Source organism: Nonomuraea sp. IBHARD001 (assembly GCF_056106265.1).
This window is the reverse complement of sequence record NZ_JBWBBW010000002.1, coordinates 8,556,972-8,574,170: the sequence shown is the minus strand read 5'-3', so window position 1 is coordinate 8,574,170 and position 17,199 is coordinate 8,556,972. Positions and strand designations below refer to the sequence as shown.

Here is a 17,199-nt window from a genome sequence, read left to right as displayed (position 1 = left end):
TCACCGTTTCCCGTAGTAGAGGTTGAGCCGATCGGTGTCGTACTCCGCGGCGACCTCGGCCAGCGTGCGTCCCACCCGGCCCGCGAGGTCGAGGGTGACGACCTTGTGCGTGCCGATCTCCTTGTCGAAGGGTTCGGTGATGATCAGCCGATGCTCGTCGTACCAGCCGAACAGCACGCCGCCCTTCGGCTTGAAGATCGCGATGCTGGCCTCCCTGCCGCCGTCGGCCGTGCTCCACAGGCACAGGGTCCCGCCGCTCGGGCAGAAGGTGAGGAAGGCCCTGCCCGAAGGCGTGAACATCCGCCGCCCGTACGGCACGCCGACCCAGTCGCGCCGCCACCGCTCTTTGCCGGTCAGGTCCCTGGCGACGATGCCGCCCGCGTCCAGCGCGCCCACCAGGCCGGAGCCGTCGGGCAGCCAGGCCAGGTTGCGGGGGGAGGGCGGTATGCCGGTCGTGGTGACCGCGCCCGACACGGCGTCGACCAGGGCATAGGCGAGCGTCTTCTCCGGTTCGGTGTCGTTCATGAGGTTGACCACGAGCCTGCGGCTGTCCGGCGACCAGGTCGGGTACCTCGGCTCGCCGCCCAGCCCGGCCAGCCGGATCGTCCGGCCCGACACGGTGAGCGTTGTGCCGGTCAGGACGGCCAGGCTCCTGCCGTCCGGCGACAACGACGGCTCGGCGTCCGCGACCGGATGCTTGACGAACGTGTCGCCCTCACGCAGGTAGGTGTCCTTGCCCCACCGGTAGGCGTACAGGCGCACCGGATCGGCCGGATGCTCGGCCAGCGTCATCCGTACCCCCGGAACCTTGATCCGCGACGTCGCCTCCGGCGGCGGAGCGGGATCGGGGAGCACGGGGATCACCCTCGTCACCGGCGTCGGGGTGGCCGGACCCGCGAGCACGGGCGCGTCCGGCCCGGGAACGGCACGGGCCAGCGCCACCCCGCCTCCCGCGCCCAGGACGGCCAGCGCGAGCCCGGCGGCTGCCAGCAGCGGCAGCCCGGAACGCGGGCGGCGTACGGGCGCGGCCACGGCGGGCGGCAGATCGGTGAGCATCGAGTGACCGACCAGCCGCATGAGCGCCTCACTCGCACTCGGCCGCAGCGCCGCCTCCTTGGCCAGGCAGGCGGCGACCACCTGACGCGGCGGCTCCGGCACACCGCCGAGGTCGGGTTCGTCGTGCAGGATGCGGCTCATCGTGGCGGGCAGCGAGGCCGCGGCGAACGGCGCACGGCCGGTGGCGGCGAACACCATGGCCGACCCCCAGGCGAACAGGTCGTCACCCGGCTCACCAGCGAACTGCTCCGGAGCCAGGTACTCGGGCGCGGCGACCCGCTGGGTGGCCAGCGCCGACCCCACCGCGGAGGCGACCCCCGCATTGATCACCCGAGGCCCGTCCGGCCCGAGCAGCACATTGTCTGGCCGGAAGGCCCCGTGCCGCTCACCCGCCTGGCGAATGGCGGCCAGCGCCGTCATCGTGGCAATCGCCAGCCGATGCAGCGCCGCCCCCTGTAAAGGCCCGCCCCCCTCGATCGCCTCCCGAAGACTGACCCCGTCCACGAACTCCGACACGATGTACGGCTTGCCGTCGGCGAATCCGGCGTCGAGGATCTGGGCGCTGTGAAAGGCCTCCACCCGTTTCAGCCGTTCGACGCGATCGAGGAATGGCCCCGGTTCCTCCAGCTCGCTGTGGAAGAGCTTGACGGCCACACGGTTGCCCTCGCCGTCCCTCGCCGCCCAGACGGTGGCCGTCCTGCTGTCGGCGAGCACATGTTCCACGAGGTAGTCGTCCAGTTGACGCATGTGCGCGGGCCTCCCCGTTCCGCTGAACAATGCAGTCAATTATGGAGGTATGTCGCACGAAATAGGCGGGCATTCTTCCGTGCGATTAACAGGGCCAGAAGAATTCAGCGGGAATTCGCCTGGTTACCCCGAGTGGAGGAATGGGTCACGGGCTCGGTCAGGGCGACAGGGTGGTGGCGTTCGAGGTTGGCGCCCTCGACGTCGACGTCGGGGAGGAGGCGGTCCAGCCAGCGGGGCAGCCACCACGCCTTGTCCCCGGCCAGGTGCATGACGGCCGGGATGATCAGCAGGCGCACGACGAAGGCGTCGACGAGCACGCCGAAGGCGAGGGCGAAGCCGACCGGGCGGATCATGGTCATGTGTGAGAACATGAAGCCGCCGAACACCGAGATCATGATGACCGCGGCAGCCGTGACCACAGCCCGGCCCGCGCGCACCCCCTCGGTGACCGCCTCCCGCGCCGAAGACCCGTGCGCATAGGCCTCACGCATCCCCGACGTGAGGAACAGCTGGTAGTCCATGGCCAGCCCGAACAGAATGCCCACCAGCAACGTGGGCAGGAAGTTCAGAATGGGCGCCGGATCGGTCACACCGAAGAGCGGGCCGAGCCATCCCCACTGGTAGACCGCCGTGACCCCGCCCAGCGCCGCGAACAACGACAGGACGAAGCCGCCGGTCGCGATGAGCGGCACCAGGATCGAGCGGAAGACGACCACCAGAATGAGCAGCGAAAGCCCGATGACCACCGCGAGATAGACCGGCAGGGCGTCGGAGAGCTTGGCCGAGATGTCGATGTTCGCACTGGCGCTGCCCGCGACGGACAGGCTCACCTCGCCCGAGGCGAGGCCGAGCGTACGGCCGCGCAGGTCGTGCACGAGGTCCTCGGTCGACTCCGAGGTCGGCCCGCCGGTCGGCAACACCTGGAACACCAGGACCGTGCCCGCGTCGTTGGCCCCGACGGGCGCGACCGCGGTCACGCCGTCGACGGTCATGAGCTGCTTGCCGAGCTCGGCCTGCGCGGGGGTGAGGTCGTCCCCCTTCGCACCGCTCGCGAGGTCGGCCACGACGATCAGCGGCCCGTTCGCGCCCGCGCCGAACTTCTCGGTGATCGTGCTGTAGGCCCGGTACTGCGTGGAGTCGGCGGCCTCGGACGCGCCCGTCGGCAGCCCGAGCCGCATCGAGGCGGCGGGCACCGCGATGATCGCCAGTGCGCCGACCCCGATCAGAATGCGCAGAACGGCCCGCCCGCCGGTCATCGGCCTGACCGGCTTCGGCGCGGCCGGAGCGGCGGCCTGCGCGGCGGCCCGGTCGCGCCGGGGCAGCAGCCGGTGCCCGAGCAGGCCGAGCAGCGCCGGAGTCATGGTCACGGCGACGAGCACCGCGACCGCGATGGCCACCGCGCCGACCGTGCCCATCAGCGCGAGGAACGGAATGCCCGTGACGTTCAGCGCGAGCAACGCGATCAGCACGGTACTTCCGGCGAACACCACGGCGTTGCCGCTGGTCCCGTTCGCCAGCCCGATGGACTCCTGTACGGCCATGCCCACCTTCAGCTGACGGCGATGGCGGTGCAGGATGAACAGCGAGTAGTCGATGCCGACCGCCAGACCGAGCATCGCCCCCAGAATCGGCGTCACCGACGTCATCTCGATGGTCCCGGACAGCGCCATGGCCCCCGCGACGGCCACCCCGACGCCGAGCAGCGCGTTGAGGATCGGCAGCCCGGCGGCCACCAGCGTCCCGGTCATGACGACGAGCACGATCGCCGCCACGAGCAGCCCGACCGCCTCGCCGACACCGCCCAACTGCATCTCGCCCTGCATGATCTCGGCGGAGTAGTCGGCGCCGACGCCGTCGGGGAGTGCGGCGTCGATGGTCTCGGTGACGGCCTTCTTGGTCTCCGGGGTGATCTCCTGCTGCGGCAGGTCGAAGACGACGGTCGCGGTCGCGGTCGATCCGTCGGCGGACACCGTGCGGATGCCGTCCGACATGGTGACCAGGTCGCGTCCGACGAGCAGTTGCCGCTCGGAGCCCTCCAGTGTGGCGCGCTGCTTGTCGAGCTCGGCCTGCTGTGCGGCGAGGCGGGTGGCCGCCGCCTTGAGCTGCGGTGTGGACCCGGCCTGCTCGGTGGCGGCCTCGGTCTGCGCACGTGCCTGGTCGAGCTGCTTCTGGCCTGCGGCGAGCTGGTCGCGGCCCTGCTTCACCTGGGCCAGGCCGTCGGTGATCTTCTTGGACTGCTCGGCGCGCGTGGCCGCCGAGACGAACGGATCGACGACCTGGTCGACGCCTTCGAGGTCCCCGGCCTTGCGCAGTGCGGCGCTGACGGCCTCGCGCTGGGCGCCGGTGAGCTCGCCGCCGTCGTCGGACCGTACGACGACCGATCCGGTGCCGCCGCTGGCGACCGGCAGTTCGGTCTTGAGCCGGTCGGTCACCTGCGCCGTGGGTGTGCCCGGGATGGTCATCGTCGAGCTCATGGTCCCGCCGAAGGCCAGGAAGGCCCCACCGGCCACTGCGAGTGCCACGACCCAGGCGATGATCACCAACCAGCCTCTGCGGGCGGCGAACCGGCCCAGCCGGTAGAGCAGTTCGGCCATCGTGGACTCGCTTTCTTGGGCCCGGCGCATGGTGTGACGTGCGAAAACCGGCAAACGGAGAAACGGATACAAAGCATCCGGATTTGCCAGTCTAGCCAGAGGCGGATGCGACCTATCCGCTTCGACCGGAGGGCGAGATGTGATGTTGATCCCACCGATTCGCCTCGGGGTACTCTCGAAGGCGTGACGCCCCACCCCGTTGCCGACCGCGACCCGGCCAAGCGTGGCGCGCTACGCCGCGACGCCGAACGCAACCGGGAACGCGTGGTGCGCGCCGCCCAGGAGCTCTTCGCCGAGCGCGGCCTGACCGTCGGGCTCAACGAGGTCGCCCATCACGCGGGCGTCGGCGTCGGCACGGTGTACCGGCGTTTCGCCGACAAGGAGGAGCTCATCCGGGCGGCGCTCGAACAACCGCTGGCCGAACTCGTCGAGGTCGCCGGGCGCGCCGTCGAGGCCGAACGCGCCTGGGACGGCCTGGACCTGCTGCTGCGCCGCATCGCCGAACTCCTGGTCGACAACCTCGGCCTGCGCGACGTCGCGCTGGGCGGAGGCGGCTGGCAACTCGGCAGATCGGCGGCCGAACACGTGGCCGACGTGATGCGCCACCTGCTCGACCGGGCCCGGACCGAAGGCGACCTGCGCGAGGGAGTCGTCGGCGACGACGTGACGATGATCCTCTGGCTGGTGACCGACCTGGCCCAGCACTCCACCCCGACCTACCCCGGCCTCTACCGCCGCTACCTGCAGATCCTGCTCGACGGCCTCCGCACCACCCCGGCCCAGCCCCCGCTGCCCGACCCCCCGACCGCCCAGCAGGCCCTCACCATCTGCCGCCACTGGGCCGCCACCACGACCTGACCCACCCCAGGGCGAGGCGCAGGACGGGGGTGCGCGCTCGCCCTTGTGGTGTCTAGCCCAGCTCGTCCCACCTTTCCACCCATTCGCCCATCGCCGCCCCGGGTGCGGTGAACGACCAGCGGCCGGGCGGCAGGTTCAGGGCGCAGCCGCCGTCGGGGAGGCGTTGGGTGGGGAGTTCCTCGTTCAGGCCCATGAGGAAGGTTCCGTTGACGGTCATCCCGTCCCAGGCGCCGCGTACGGGCAGGACCGCGCGGGCGCTCACGCCTTCGGGCACCGTGAAGGTGAACTGCATGCCGTCGGGTCCGGCCCGCCAGCCGGACTCCACCGTGCCCGAGGCGCTGGCGTAACGGGCGTGGGCCTCGCGCAGCAGGGGGACGGGGCCGGGGCGCAGGAGGAGTTCGCCGAAGGCGCCGCCCGTGCCCCGGGGGTCGTCGCCCAGCCCGGCGACATGACGGAACAGCCAGTCGCCCACACAGCCGTAGGCGTAGTGGTTGAAGGAGTTCATGGCGGGAGTCTGCAGGCCGTGCCGGTGGTGCCAGGCGTCCCAGCGCTCCCACATGGTGGTCGCCCCGGCGCGTACCTGGTAACGCCAGGACGGATAGCCCTCCTGGTTGAAGACGCGGCAGGCCAGATCGTGGTGACCGGTCTCCGACAGGACCGGCAGCAGCAGGGGCGTGCCGACGAAACCGGTCATGAGCCGATGCCCGTCGGCCCGGACCAGGTCGGCCAGCGCCTGCGCGGCTGCGGCGCGGTCCTCGGGCGCCACCAGGTCCCAGGCCAGAGCGACGGCGTAACCGGTCTGCGTCTCGGTGTGCAGCCTCGGCCCACTGAGGAAGGCCCGCTGGAAGGCGCCCGACACGCGGGTGAACGCCTCGCCGTACTCGGGTGCGTGCGGTTCGCCGAGCACGTCGGCCACGTGGGCGACCAGGCGCAGGCTGCGGGCGAGCGCGGCGGTCGAGATGAGGCTCCTGGGCGTCTCCACCGTGCCGGGCGCCAGCCAGTCGCCCAGCGCCCTGCCCGGCCGGATGCCGCCTTCGGCCTGGGCCAGGCAGTAGTCGAGCCATCGGCGCATGGGGTCGTACGCGCGGCGCAGGGTGCGGTCGTCGCCGTAGCGGCGCCACAGCAGCCACGGCACCTCGACCAGGGCGTCGGACCACACGGGAGAGTCGTAGCCGTACTCGGGCAGGACCGGCGCGACATGCGGCACGGCGCCGTCGGCGCGCTGGCCGTCGATCAGCGTCGTCACCCAGCCGGACAGGAAGGCCTGCGTGTGCCGCAGGAAGCTCAGCGTCGAACCGAACACCGAGATGTCGGCCGTCCAGCCGGTGCGCTCGTCGCGCTGCGGGCAGTCGGTCGGCACGCTCACCAGGTTCCCGTCGGCGGAGGCGCCGATATTGGCGATGAGCTGACCGATGGCGGGATCGCTCACGGTCAGCGAGCCGGTCGCGGCCAGCGCGGACGACAGCAGCACCGCCTCCAGGTCGTCCGGCGTCAGCGTGCCCGGCCAGCCGGTGATCTCCGCATAACGGAACCCGTGCAGCGTGAACGCAGGCTCCACGACATGCGAGCCGGGACCGAGCACGAACTCGTCGCGCTGGTCGGCGCTGCGCAGGTTGTCGGTGTAGAGCCGCCCAGTCGGGGTCAGCTCCTCCCCGTGCCGCACCACGACGCGTACCTGACCGGGCGCCTCGACCCGCAGCCGGATCCGCCCGACGACATTGCGCCCGAAGTCGGCCACCTGCACACCGGGCACGGGCTCACTCACGCGTACGGCGGGCACCGTGCCGATCACCCGCACCGGGGGAGCGGGATCGGCCTCGACGAGGATCTCGGGAGCGGCCGTCGTCACGGCGGGCACGGCCTGCGAGGCGAAGGGGACCTGGACGGTCTCGCCCATCACCAGATCGGCACGCGGACGGCCGAGGTCGTGCCTGGTCCACGTGGTGTCGGTGGCGAGCACGCGGCCGATGCCGTCGTCGTCGCGCAGCAGCACCTGCGCGCTGACGGCGGGCCGGTCGCCGTAGCGGCGCGGACCGCCTCCCGCGACATGACCGGCGTACCAGCCGGGAGCCAGCCACAGCTCGATCTCGTTGTCGCCGGGCAGCAGCAGGCCGGTGAGCTCCAGCAGCCGATAGCGCGTGCGATGGCCGTAGTCGCTCCAGCCGGGAGCCAGCTCCTCCTCGCCCAGCCGTACCCCGTTGAGCAGGGCACGGTAGACGCCGAGCGCGGTGGCGGCCAGCCAGACGCGCCCGGACGCGGGCCTGGCGAACGAGCCGCGCAGGCTCACCGCCGCCCGTGGATCACCGGCCAGCCAGGGCGCGTCCCACTGCCCACCCGCCCGCAGCCCCGTGGTGAACGCACCGGTCGCCCGCCCTTCCACCTCCCACGTGTACGGCGTGAGCGGCGCCAGCGACGCGTCGGGCACGTCCACGCCGTGCGACCCGGCGGGCACGACCGAACGCCACACCTCGCGCCCGCCCGACGACAGCACCACGGTGGCCGCCGCGCCCAGCCGGCCCGCCCACGACAGCCGGGGCGACGGCTCGTCCACGCCCACCGGATCGGTGAGGCCGCAGGTCAGAGCGGTCAGCGACGTGGGCCTTGCCGAGCGGACGAACGGCGTCTGCGCGCCTGAGACCTGCATCCCGAGCACCCCCGATTCGCGGTTCACGCATCGAGCCCGGTCGTGAAGGCGTTGTGCAGGCCGTCGATGTCGACGCCGGACAGGCTCGGCGCCATCACATTGATCAGCAGCACGAAGCACGCGTCCTGCTCCGGGTACATCCACCACTGGCAGCCCGAGGCGCCGCCGTGCCCGTAGAGCCGGCGCTCCAGCAGGCCGGGGGCCGAGTGGCGCAGGTTCCAGGTGAGGCCCCAGTCCTGCCCGGCGTTGACCGGGTCCGGCTGCAGCTTGACCAGGCCCGTGGTCTGCGGGGTCGTCATGGCGGCCAGGGTGGTCGGGTGGATCAGTGCGCGGTCGCCGCGCAGCAGGGCGCCGCCCAGCGCCAGGAGGTCCTCGGCACGGGAGAACAACGCGCCCGCCGGATGGCGCAGCCGGACGAACTTCTCGAAGTCGAAGCCAGGGCCGAGCAGGTCGAGGCCGTGCACCTCGGCCGCGTCGCACGCGGGGTCGAAGGTGATACGGCCGCCGCCGGGCACGAGCGAGTTGAGGTCGGAGTCGATCAGGTCGGCCAGGTCGCGGCCGGTGACGTCGCGTACCATCTCGGCGGTTCCGGCGAAGGCCAGGTTCGAGTACTGGCTGAGCGTGCCCGCCTCGAACATGGACGGCGCGGTGAGCAGGTGCTGCACCAGGTCGTCGGGGGTGAGCGTCTGCTCGGCGATGCCGCTGGTGTGGGTGAGCAGGTGCCAGAGCGTGACGTCCGGCCTGGCGAAGTGCGGCACCACCTCACGCAGCGGGCGGCGCAGCGACAGCAACCCGCGCTCGACCTGGCGCAGGGCGATCAGACCGGTCAGCGGCTTGGTCACCGAGAACAGGGCGAAGTGGTCGTCGGTCCTGGTCTCGCGCCCGTCGTGTTCGCCGAACGCCTCCAGCACCTGGATCCCGTCGGAGGTGGCGGCGCCGAACACCGCGCACGGCAGCCGCCCCTCCTTGATCTCGCGCCTGACCCAGTCGAGCGCGATGTCGTGAGTGGTCATCCCTTGAGAGCACCTTCCGTAAGGCCGGCCAGCACGCGCTTCTGCGCGACGACGTACACCGCCACGAGAGGCAGCGTGGTGAGCAGGACGTGGGCGAAGACGAGGTTCCAGTTCAGGCTCTGCAGCGTGCCGGAGGCGAACTGGAACAGGCTGAGCGGCAGCGTGGCGTTCGCACTGCCCTGCAGCAGGAAGAGGGCGAAGAAGAAGTCGTTCCAGACATTGATGATCAGGATCACGCCGCCGACGAACAGCACCGGCCGCAGCAGCGGCAGCAGGATGCGGACGAAGACCTGCAGGCGTGAGGCGCCGTCGATGGAGGCGGCGTCCTCCAGGTCGCGCGGGAACGCCCTGACGAACCCGGTCGCCAGGAAGATCACCACACCGAGCCTGCAGCCGGTCATCGTCAGCACGTAGCCGAGCGAGCCGCCGTCGAGCGACAGGGCGCGCAGCAGGTAGACGGTCGGGATGATCGACGGCGGCAGCAGGATGGACAGGCCCATCACGAAGTAGGCCGCCTGCAGCCACCGCGACCGGCTGCGCCCGAAGGCCCAGGCCGCCGCCGCGCCGAGCAGCACCACGGCCAGCACGATCGGCACGGTCACCTTGAGGCTGTTGAACAGCCCCAGCAGGTACCCGCCCTTGTCGAGCACGGTGCCGTAGTTCTCGGCGATCGCCCACGTCCTGGGCAGGCCGAGACCCAGCTCGGCCGCCTCGCCCGCGGGCTTGAAGGAGTTGACGACCACGAGCCAGATCGGCACGACCACCCACGGGATCGCGAACAGCGAAAGCACCGTGTACTTCAGGACCGCTCTCATCCCGTCACCTCCCTGCGCCGCAGCCACCACACGAGGGGTACGGCGGTGGCGATCACCAGCAGCGTCACGGTGAAGCCCAGCGCGCTGGCCGAGCCGAAGAAGCCCTGGCCCCACTGCTGGCGCATCACCACGTTCAGGGCCCGCGTGTGGTCGCCGGGCCCGCCGCCGGTGGTGGCGGCGATCACGTCGTAGGCGCTGAGCGCGCCGACCAGGGTGACCGCCACATTGAAGGTCAGTGCGGGGGCGAGCAGCGGGAACACCACCCGCCTGAACCTGGTCCACACCCCGGCCCCGTCGACGGTCGCCGACTCCAGCAGGGTCTTCGGGATCGAGTTGAGCCCCGCGATGTAGACCAGGGTGATCAGCCCGCTCCACTTCCACGCGTCGATGAAGGCGACCACCACCAGTGCGGTGGACGGCTCACCCAGCCAGGCCCACTCGATGCCGAGGAAGGAGTTGACCGCACCGTCGGGTGCGAGCAGCCCGCGCCAGATGTACCCGGCGGCCAGCGGCGAGATGAGCGTCGGCAGGAAGAAGGCCGAGCGGAAGACGGTGTTGATCCTGCTCGTGCGCTGCAGGGCGATGGCCAGCGAGAGGCTGACGGTGTTCTGGATCGCCATGCACAGGATCGCGTACAGCACGGTCACGGTGACCGCGTTGGCCAGCAGGTCCTGGTTGATCAGCGTGCGGACGTTCTCCAGCCCGTTCCAGGTGATCTCCGCACGGAAGCTCGTCCACGAGGAGAAGGCGAACCGGACGTTGAGCAGGAACGGGGCGACGAAGAAGACCATGACGAGCACGATCGCGGGCAACGCCCACGGCAGCCAGGCCGCCCTGTTCCGCATCACCATCCGGGCAGCCCTGCCGCCTTGGCCGCCTGCTCGACCTGTCCTTGCAGCTGGGTCGCCGCCTTCTGCGGGTCCTTCTGCCCGGCGATCAGCTCGGACATGAGCTGGGCCAGTCCGCCCATACCCGGGATGTCGGAGTTGAAGGCGATGACGGCGCCGGTGTCGTAGGCCTTCTTGACGTCCTGCAGCACCGAGGAGACGCCCTGCGGGTTGGGCACGTCCTTGAGCACGGGGAAGGTCTTGGAGGCGGTGATGTACTCGGCGTAGGCGGGGCCGGTCATGAAGCGCACGAAGTCGAGCGCGGCCTTCTCCCGTGCCGCGTCGCCGGTCTTGGGAAGATAGAACGTTCCGATCGGGCCGGGCGCGTAGGTCACCAGGGGCTTGTCGCTGGCCAGGCCGACGAAGCCGACGGAGTCGTCGACGGTCTTCTGGTCGCCGCCCGCCGCCGCGAGCAGCGCGGGGAGCATGTCGGAGTGCTGGGCGACCATCGCCGCCTTGCCGCTCACGAGGGCCTTCATGGAGTCCTCGAACTTGGCGGTGACGATGTCCTTGTTGAAGCACCCGTCGGACTGCAGCTTGGCGTAGGCGGTCAGGCCCGCGACGAAGGGCGAGCCCGCGTCGGACAGCGTGCTGGTGTGGCCCGAGATGGCCTTGCCGTACGCGTTGCCCTGGTTGGCGCCTGCCATGTAGAGGATGGGCAGGATCTGCACCGGCCAGATGGAGCCGCCGGACTCGAAGACCGGTGTGACCCCGGCGGCCTTGAGCTTGGGACAGGCGGCGGCGAGCTCGGCGAAGCTGGTCGGCGGGGTGAGGCCGGCCGAGGTGAAGACCTTCTTGTTGTAGTAGAGGCCGAAGACCTGGGGGAAGCCGGTGATGGCGGCGTATACCTTGCCGTTGACGGCGCCCGCGGCCTGGTAGAGGTCGCCGGACCTGGCGATGTACGCCTCGCCGGTCAGCTCGCGCAGGTTCTGGGTCGGATTGAGGGCGAGCAGGCCGCTCACCGTGGCGTGGTACTCCAGGATGTCCGGGCGTTCGCCGGTGGCCCACTTGGTCTGGGTCGTGTCCTCGAAGCCGTCGGAGGGGATCGACACGAGCTCGATCTTGTGTCCAGACTGCTTCTCGAACTTCTTGTACATCTCCAGCAGCGGCGCCGGGTCCGCGCTGTTGTGCCAGAGGGTCAGCTTCACCTGACCGGTCCCCTCCGGGGCGGACGAACCGCATCCGGCGAGGGACAGGGCGAGGACGGCGCCGATCCCCGCGCCGAGCAGACGAGATGGTGCTTTCACGCCCATGCTCCTGTTCATTCAAGGGGGGTGTTGTGTAGAACGTTCTCCATTGTTAGGGCACAAGAGAATCGTCGGTCAAGAGGTAGACCTGAGGAGTCGCGGCGGGCTAGCCTCAGTTTCGTAAAGAGTGTGTAGTTCGTTCTACGAAAACTCTATGAAGGACGGCGTGTGACGAGCGGACGGGTGACGATCGCCGATGTGGCCAGGCGTGCCGGTGTTTCCACGGCCGCCGTGTCCAAGGTGGTGCGCGGGGCCTACGGCGTGAGTGCGGAGATGCAGACCAAGGTAACGCAGGCCATCGAGGAGCTGGGCTACCGCCCGCACGCCGCGGCCCGCGCCCTGCGAGGACGTACCTACACCCTCGGCGTCATGCTCTCCGACACCCGCAATCCGTTCTTCCCCGACATCATCGAGGGCGTCATCGGCCGGCTGGGCGACACCGAGTACCAGGTGCTGCTCGGACCGGGCGGGATCGAGCCCAAGACGCAGGCCAGGATGACCGACGCCATGATCGACAGAAGCATGGACGGGCTCATCCTGATCTCACCGGTCATGGGCGACGCCGAACTCGCCGCCATCGCGACGGCCACCCCCGTCGTCGTGGTGGGCAGGCACGGCGCCGCCTCCGCCTACGACGCGGTCGTCGACGACGACGTGATGGGCGCGCGACTCGTGGTCGACCACCTGGTCGGGCTCGGGCACACCCGGATCGCGCACATCACCCACCTGGAGCGCGCCCGCGCCCAGGGACTGCCGCACACGGTGCGCGCCGAAGGCTACCGCCAGGCGATGCGCGCACACGGGCTCGCCGACGACGTGCTGGCCACCTCCTTCACCGAGGAGGGCGGCTTCGAGGGCGCGCGGGAACTGCTCGCGCGCGACGACCGGCCCACCGCGATCTTCGCGGGGGCCGACATAGCGGCGCTCGGCGTGCTGCGCGCCGCCGACGAGGCGGGCCTCTCGGTGCCGGAGGACCTCTCCGTCGCCGGGTACGACAACATCGGCATCGCCTCGCTCAAGCGCATCTCGCTCACCAGTGTCGACCAGGACGGACAGGTGATCGGGGCCACCGCCGCGCGCCTGCTCGTCGAGCGCATCGAAGGACGTGCCCGATCGGTGACGTCGTCGGTGTCGCCCACGCTGATCGTCCGAGGTACCACCGGGCCGCCTCGTCCCTGAGGAAGACCGCAGGTCGGGGGACTGTCGCGGCCCACGCTTTAAAACGATTCGACGGAAGGACCCCCACGTGAGACGCCTCGCTCTCCTCGCCCTCCTCCTCCCGCTGGTCGCGCCCGCGCAACCGGCGCTCGCCCAGTCGGCCGCACTGTCGTGCCCGGTACGGGTCGACCCCGCCGCGTTCGCCTCCGAGGCGCGCCTGACCCAACTGGCCGAGCAGCAGGAGGCGTTCGGCCCCAGGCCGACCGGTTCCGCGGCGCATGCCGACTATGTCGCCTGGCTTGAGCAGGAGATGGCCTCCATTCCCGGCCTGCAGTTCTCCTCGCTGCCCTACTCCATCGACCGCTGGGACAGCCTCGGCACCGGTCTGACCGTCGGCGGCACGAGTGTGCAGGTCGCGGCGCCCGTGCCGTTCTCCTCCTCCACGGGTGCGGGCGGCGTCTCGGCGCCTCTCGTCCACATTCCCGCCGGGACGAACATCACCGCGGCCAACGCCGCCGGGAAGATCGTCGTCAGGGACCTGCCGTGGACGAACGTCCCCAACCTGCTCTTCTATCCGCTCGGCCTCGGCTACTCCATGTACGACCCGGGGATGACCATCAACCTGCTCGGCTCGGAGTCGATGGAGGCGCCCGCGGCCGCCGACGCCGACCTCAAGGCGGCGGCCAGTGCGGGCGCGCTCGGCGTGATCGAGGTCAGCCAGCTCCCGCACGCCCAGATCGAGGGCATGTACGCCCCTTACGAGGGCCTGCCGTACGGCGTGCCCGGGGCCTATGTCGGGGCCGACCAGGGCAAGCAGATCAAGGAAGCGCTGGCCGCCGGGCAGCCGGTGCAGGCCGCGCTGACCGTGAACGCCGCCTGGACCCCGACCACGACCCGGACCGTGCTCGCGACGCTTCCCGGCGGGAGCGCTCAGAAGATCGTCGTGGAGAGCCACACCGACGGCATGAGCCCGGTGTGGGACAACGGCCCGCTCACCATGATCGAGATGGCCCGCTACCTGTCGACGCTGCCGGTGGAGTGCCGTCCGCGCACGGTGCAGTTCGCCTTCGTGACCGGTCACCTCTACCAGCACCTGACCGGCCCCAACGTCCGCGAGGGCGGAGCCGGTCAGCTCGCGGCCATGCTCGACGCCGAGTACGACCAGGGCAAGGTCTCGTCGGTCGTCGTCCTTGAGCACCTCGGCGCCAAGCGCTACGACGCGGTCGCCAGGCCCAACGGCCTGCCGGGCAAGCAGCTGGTCGCCAACCCTTCGCTCACCGAGCTGCTGTGGGTGCCCGTCAGTGAGAGCACGCCGCTGCGTGAGCTGGTCAAGGGCCATATCCAGCACTGGGACGTCCGGCGTACCGCGATCCTGAAGGGCCTGTCGGCCGCCGACATGACCACCGTGCCGCGGCACTGCGGATTCGGTGGCGAAGGCACGCCGTACAACCAGCATCTGCTGCCCGTCATCTCGCCGATCGCCGCGCCCAAGACGCTGTTCTCGCCGCAGTTCGGCGCGGAGGCGCTCGACATCCCGGTGATGCGCAAGGCGTCGCTCGCCTTCACCGACGTCGTGCTCGACCTCGGCCCGATGGCCCAGTCGGCCGTCGCGGGCGATGTGACCACCATGCGTCAGCAGCGCGCCTCCGGTACGCCGGGGTGTGTGTGAGCCTGGACAGAAGGACGCTCGTGCGTCGGCACACCATCGCCGACGCCGGGTGTCCGCTGACCGTCGGCAACGGTGAGTTCGCCTTCACCGCCGACGCCACGGGACTGCAGACCTTCGAGCCGCTGGGCACGCAGGCGCAGTGGGGCTGGCACACGATGCCCAACCCCGAAGGACACGTGCTCGCCGACGCGCTCACCGACTACGACGGCGTCGGCTATCCGGACCTGTACCCCGCGACCGAGGCGGGCGGCTGGCTGCACGTGAACCCGCACCGGCTGCACCTGGGCCGGATCGGCCTCGACGCCGACCCGGACGCCACGCTCGGCGGGCAGGCGCAGACCCTCGACCTGTGGACGGGCCTGCTGTCCAGCTCCTTCGAGCTGGACGGCGTGCCGCACGAGGTGCGGACCCTCTGCCATCCCAAGCGCGACCTGCTGGCCGTACGGGTCGTGGGCGGCACGGGGGTCAGGATCGCCTTCCCCTATGCCAGCGACGGCTGGCACACCACGGCCGACTGGGAGGCCCCCGACCGGCACACCACCACGCACGAGCTGACCGGCACGCGCTGCGACCTCACGCGGGTGCTCGACGCGGACCGCTACCACGTGGCCGTGCAGTGGGCGGGGCGGGCGCGGTTCACCTCGCCTGGCGCGCACGTGTACCTGATCGAGGGGGAGGAGCTCGAACTCGTCGTCGCGTTCGCACGCGAGCCCGTCGAGGCAGAGCTGCCCTCCTTCGCCGAGGTCGCCGCGGCGGCGGCGGCCCACTGGGAGCGGTTCTGGAGCAGCGGGGGAGCGGTGAGCTTCGAGGGCAGCACCGACCCCCGCGCGCCCGAGCTCGAACGCAGGGTCGTGCTGTCGCAGTACCTCACGGCGGTCAACTGCGCCGGGTCGACGCCGCCGCAGGAGACCGGGCTGGTCGTCAACTCCTGGAGCGGCAAGTTCCACCTGGAGATGCACTGGTGGCACGCCGCGCACTTCGCCCTGTGGGGCAGGCCCGAACTGCTGGAGCGCAGCCTGCCCTGGTACCGCTCGATCCTGCCGCAGGCCAGGGCGACGGCGGCACGGCAGGGCTTTCGCGGCGCCCGATGGCCCAAGCAGGTGGGCCCGGAAGGCAGGGAGAGTCCGAGCGAGATCGGCGCGTTCATCATCTGGCAGCAGCCGCATCTGATCTCGTTCGCCGAACTGCTGCGCCGGGCCCGTCCCGAGGCGTTGCACGACTACCGGGACCTGGTGTTCGAGACGGCCGAGTTCATGGCCTCCTACGCACGCGACGGCCATCTCGGGCCACCGCTCGTCCCGGCGCAGGAGTCCTACTACGAGGCCAGGCGCACGGTACGCGACCCGGCGTTCGAGCTGGCGTACTGGTGGTGGGGCCTGGAGACCGCCCAGCGCTGGCGCGGCCTGCTCGGCCTCGGGCCCGACCCGGAGTGGGCGCGGGTCCAGGACGGCCTGGCCAGGCCGTTGGTGCGTGAGGGCGTCTACGCGGCCATCGGCGTGCAGCCGTACACGATCAGGACCGATCATCCCTCGATGACGGCCGCGCTGGGGGTCGTGCCGCCCACGCCGCTGATCGACCCGGAGATCATGCGGGCCACGCTGCACGACGTGCTGGCCGACTGGGACCTGGACAGCACCTGGGGCTGGGACTACCCGATGCTCGCCCTGTGCGCGGCCAGGCTCGGCGAGCCGGGCACGGCCGTCGACGCGCTGATGATGGACGCCCCGAAGAACACCTACCTGGCCAGCGGCCACAACCACCAGTGGCCGGGCCTGCTTCCCCTCTACCTGCCGGGCAACGGCGGTCTGCTGGCCGCCGTCGCCCACATGGCGGCGCTGGGGTGCTTCCCGGACGGCTGGGTGGTTCAGGCGGAAGGGGTGGTCGCGATGCCGTGAGGGGGCTCGGCGAGCAGGGTGACGGTGAAGTGGTAGAGGTCGTCCGCCGTCGACGTCAGGGTCGCGGCGCGGCCCTCGCGCACCTCCGAGGCGATGAACTCGGTGCTCCCGTAGACGATCAGGCGGGGCACCGCGGCACGCAGCGGCGGCAGCGAGGGGTCTTCGAGCCTGGCCCGTGCGGCCAGGGCCGCGAGCATGTCGACGAAGGGCCGGTAGGCGGCGTCGCGCTGCTCGACGGCACGCTCACCCGCGCTCGGCAACTCCACGAAGTACGCCTGCGCGTACTCGGGACGCTCCTGCCACCACCGCAGGTAGGCGTTCGTGCCCAGCCACAGGGCCGCACGCCAGTCCTCGCCCGCTCCGGCGGCGGCTGCGGCGATCGACTCCACCATCTCGGGCAGGTCGCGCTCGCATCCGGCGAGGAAGCACGCCTCCTTGTCGGCGAACTGGGCGTAGAAGGCGTTGCGCGAGACCCGCGCGGCGGCGATCACGTCGGGCACGCTCGTGGCGGCGTAGCCGCGTCTCGCGACGAGCCTCAGCATGGCCTCGACGAGGCGGTCGCGCTGCGAGGTGCGCACCGTGTCGGGGGAGAGTCCGTGCCGCCCTCTCGGCAGAG

12 protein-coding genes are annotated in these 17,199 nt (G+C 71.0%); 4 read left to right on the top strand and 8 right to left on the bottom strand.

All coding sequences use genetic code 11. From position 1 onward, the window contains the following. Together ACTWNK_RS40525 and ACTWNK_RS40520 are read right to left on the bottom strand one after the other, a co-directional pair. A complete protein-coding gene (locus ACTWNK_RS40525) occupies positions 1–1,803 on the bottom strand; it encodes a protein kinase domain-containing protein (protein ID WP_474310251.1) in 1,803 nt (600 codons plus the stop codon). Between the two features lie 104 nt (positions 1,804–1,907). Beyond that, entirely contained in the window at positions 1,908–4,397 is a 2,490-nt protein-coding gene (locus tag ACTWNK_RS40520) for an MMPL family transporter (RefSeq protein WP_474310249.1), read from the bottom strand. A 183-nt stretch (positions 4,398–4,580) separates the two neighbouring features. Between ACTWNK_RS40520 and ACTWNK_RS40515 the strand changes: the two genes are divergently transcribed. Then, the gene (locus tag ACTWNK_RS40515) at positions 4,581–5,255 is read left to right on the top strand and encodes a TetR/AcrR family transcriptional regulator (protein WP_474310248.1); all 675 of its coding nucleotides are present in this window, start codon (positions 4,581–4,583) and stop codon (positions 5,253–5,255) included. A gap of 52 nt (positions 5,256–5,307) precedes the next feature. Here ACTWNK_RS40515 and ACTWNK_RS40510 read toward each other — a convergent pair whose 3' ends face one another. The 5 genes from ACTWNK_RS40510 to ACTWNK_RS40490 are packed head-to-tail and all read right to left on the bottom strand — an operon-like array spanning position 5,308 to position 11,867. Further along, the gene (locus ACTWNK_RS40510) at positions 5,308–7,926 is read right to left on the bottom strand and encodes a family 78 glycoside hydrolase catalytic domain (RefSeq protein ID WP_474310246.1); all 2,619 of its coding nucleotides are present in this window, start codon (positions 7,924–7,926) and stop codon (positions 5,308–5,310) included. After that, complete coding sequence (locus ACTWNK_RS40505; protein WP_474310244.1) at positions 7,923–8,912, bottom strand: serine hydrolase domain-containing protein; 990 nt, start codon at positions 8,910–8,912, stop codon at positions 7,923–7,925. Before ACTWNK_RS40505 ends, ACTWNK_RS40510 begins: the two co-directional genes overlap by 4 nt. Beyond that, complete coding sequence (locus tag ACTWNK_RS40500) at positions 8,909–9,727, bottom strand: carbohydrate ABC transporter permease (protein ID WP_474310242.1); 819 nt, start codon at positions 9,725–9,727, stop codon at positions 8,909–8,911. Before ACTWNK_RS40500 ends, ACTWNK_RS40505 begins: the two co-directional genes overlap by 4 nt. Then, the gene (locus ACTWNK_RS40495; RefSeq protein ID WP_474310241.1) at positions 9,724–10,578 is read right to left on the bottom strand and encodes a carbohydrate ABC transporter permease; all 855 of its coding nucleotides are present in this window, start codon (positions 10,576–10,578) and stop codon (positions 9,724–9,726) included. Before ACTWNK_RS40495 ends, ACTWNK_RS40500 begins: the two co-directional genes overlap by 4 nt. Next, positions 10,572–11,867, bottom strand: coding sequence for an ABC transporter substrate-binding protein (locus ACTWNK_RS40490; RefSeq protein ID WP_474310239.1), 1,296 nt, complete (start codon positions 11,865–11,867; stop codon positions 10,572–10,574). The genes ACTWNK_RS40495 and ACTWNK_RS40490 overlap by 7 nt, the downstream gene beginning before the upstream one ends. A gap of 162 nt (positions 11,868–12,029) precedes the next feature. Between ACTWNK_RS40490 and ACTWNK_RS40485 the strand changes: the two genes are divergently transcribed. The 3 genes from ACTWNK_RS40485 to ACTWNK_RS40475 all read left to right on the top strand — a co-directional run bounded on the left by ACTWNK_RS40485 (position 12,030) and on the right by ACTWNK_RS40475 (position 16,583). Then, entirely contained in the window at positions 12,030–13,040 is a 1,011-nt protein-coding gene (locus tag ACTWNK_RS40485) for a LacI family DNA-binding transcriptional regulator (protein WP_474310238.1), read from the top strand. A 67-nt stretch (positions 13,041–13,107) separates the two neighbouring features. After that, positions 13,108–14,688 (top strand): zinc-binding metallopeptidase family protein, encoded by a 1,581-nt coding sequence (locus tag ACTWNK_RS40480; RefSeq protein ID WP_474310237.1) that lies wholly within the window; start codon positions 13,108–13,110, stop codon positions 14,686–14,688. Between the two features lie 20 nt (positions 14,689–14,708). After that, positions 14,709–16,583, top strand: a complete 1,875-nt coding sequence (locus ACTWNK_RS40475; RefSeq protein ID WP_474310235.1) for a hypothetical protein — start codon at positions 14,709–14,711, stop codon at positions 16,581–16,583. On the opposite strand, the gene ACTWNK_RS40470 is transcribed toward ACTWNK_RS40475, so the two are convergent. Next, a complete protein-coding gene (locus ACTWNK_RS40470) occupies positions 16,553–17,161 on the bottom strand; it encodes a TetR/AcrR family transcriptional regulator (RefSeq protein ID WP_474310233.1) in 609 nt (202 codons plus the stop codon). The genes ACTWNK_RS40475 and ACTWNK_RS40470 overlap by 31 nt on opposite strands. Positions 17,162–17,199: the final 38 nt, after the last annotated feature.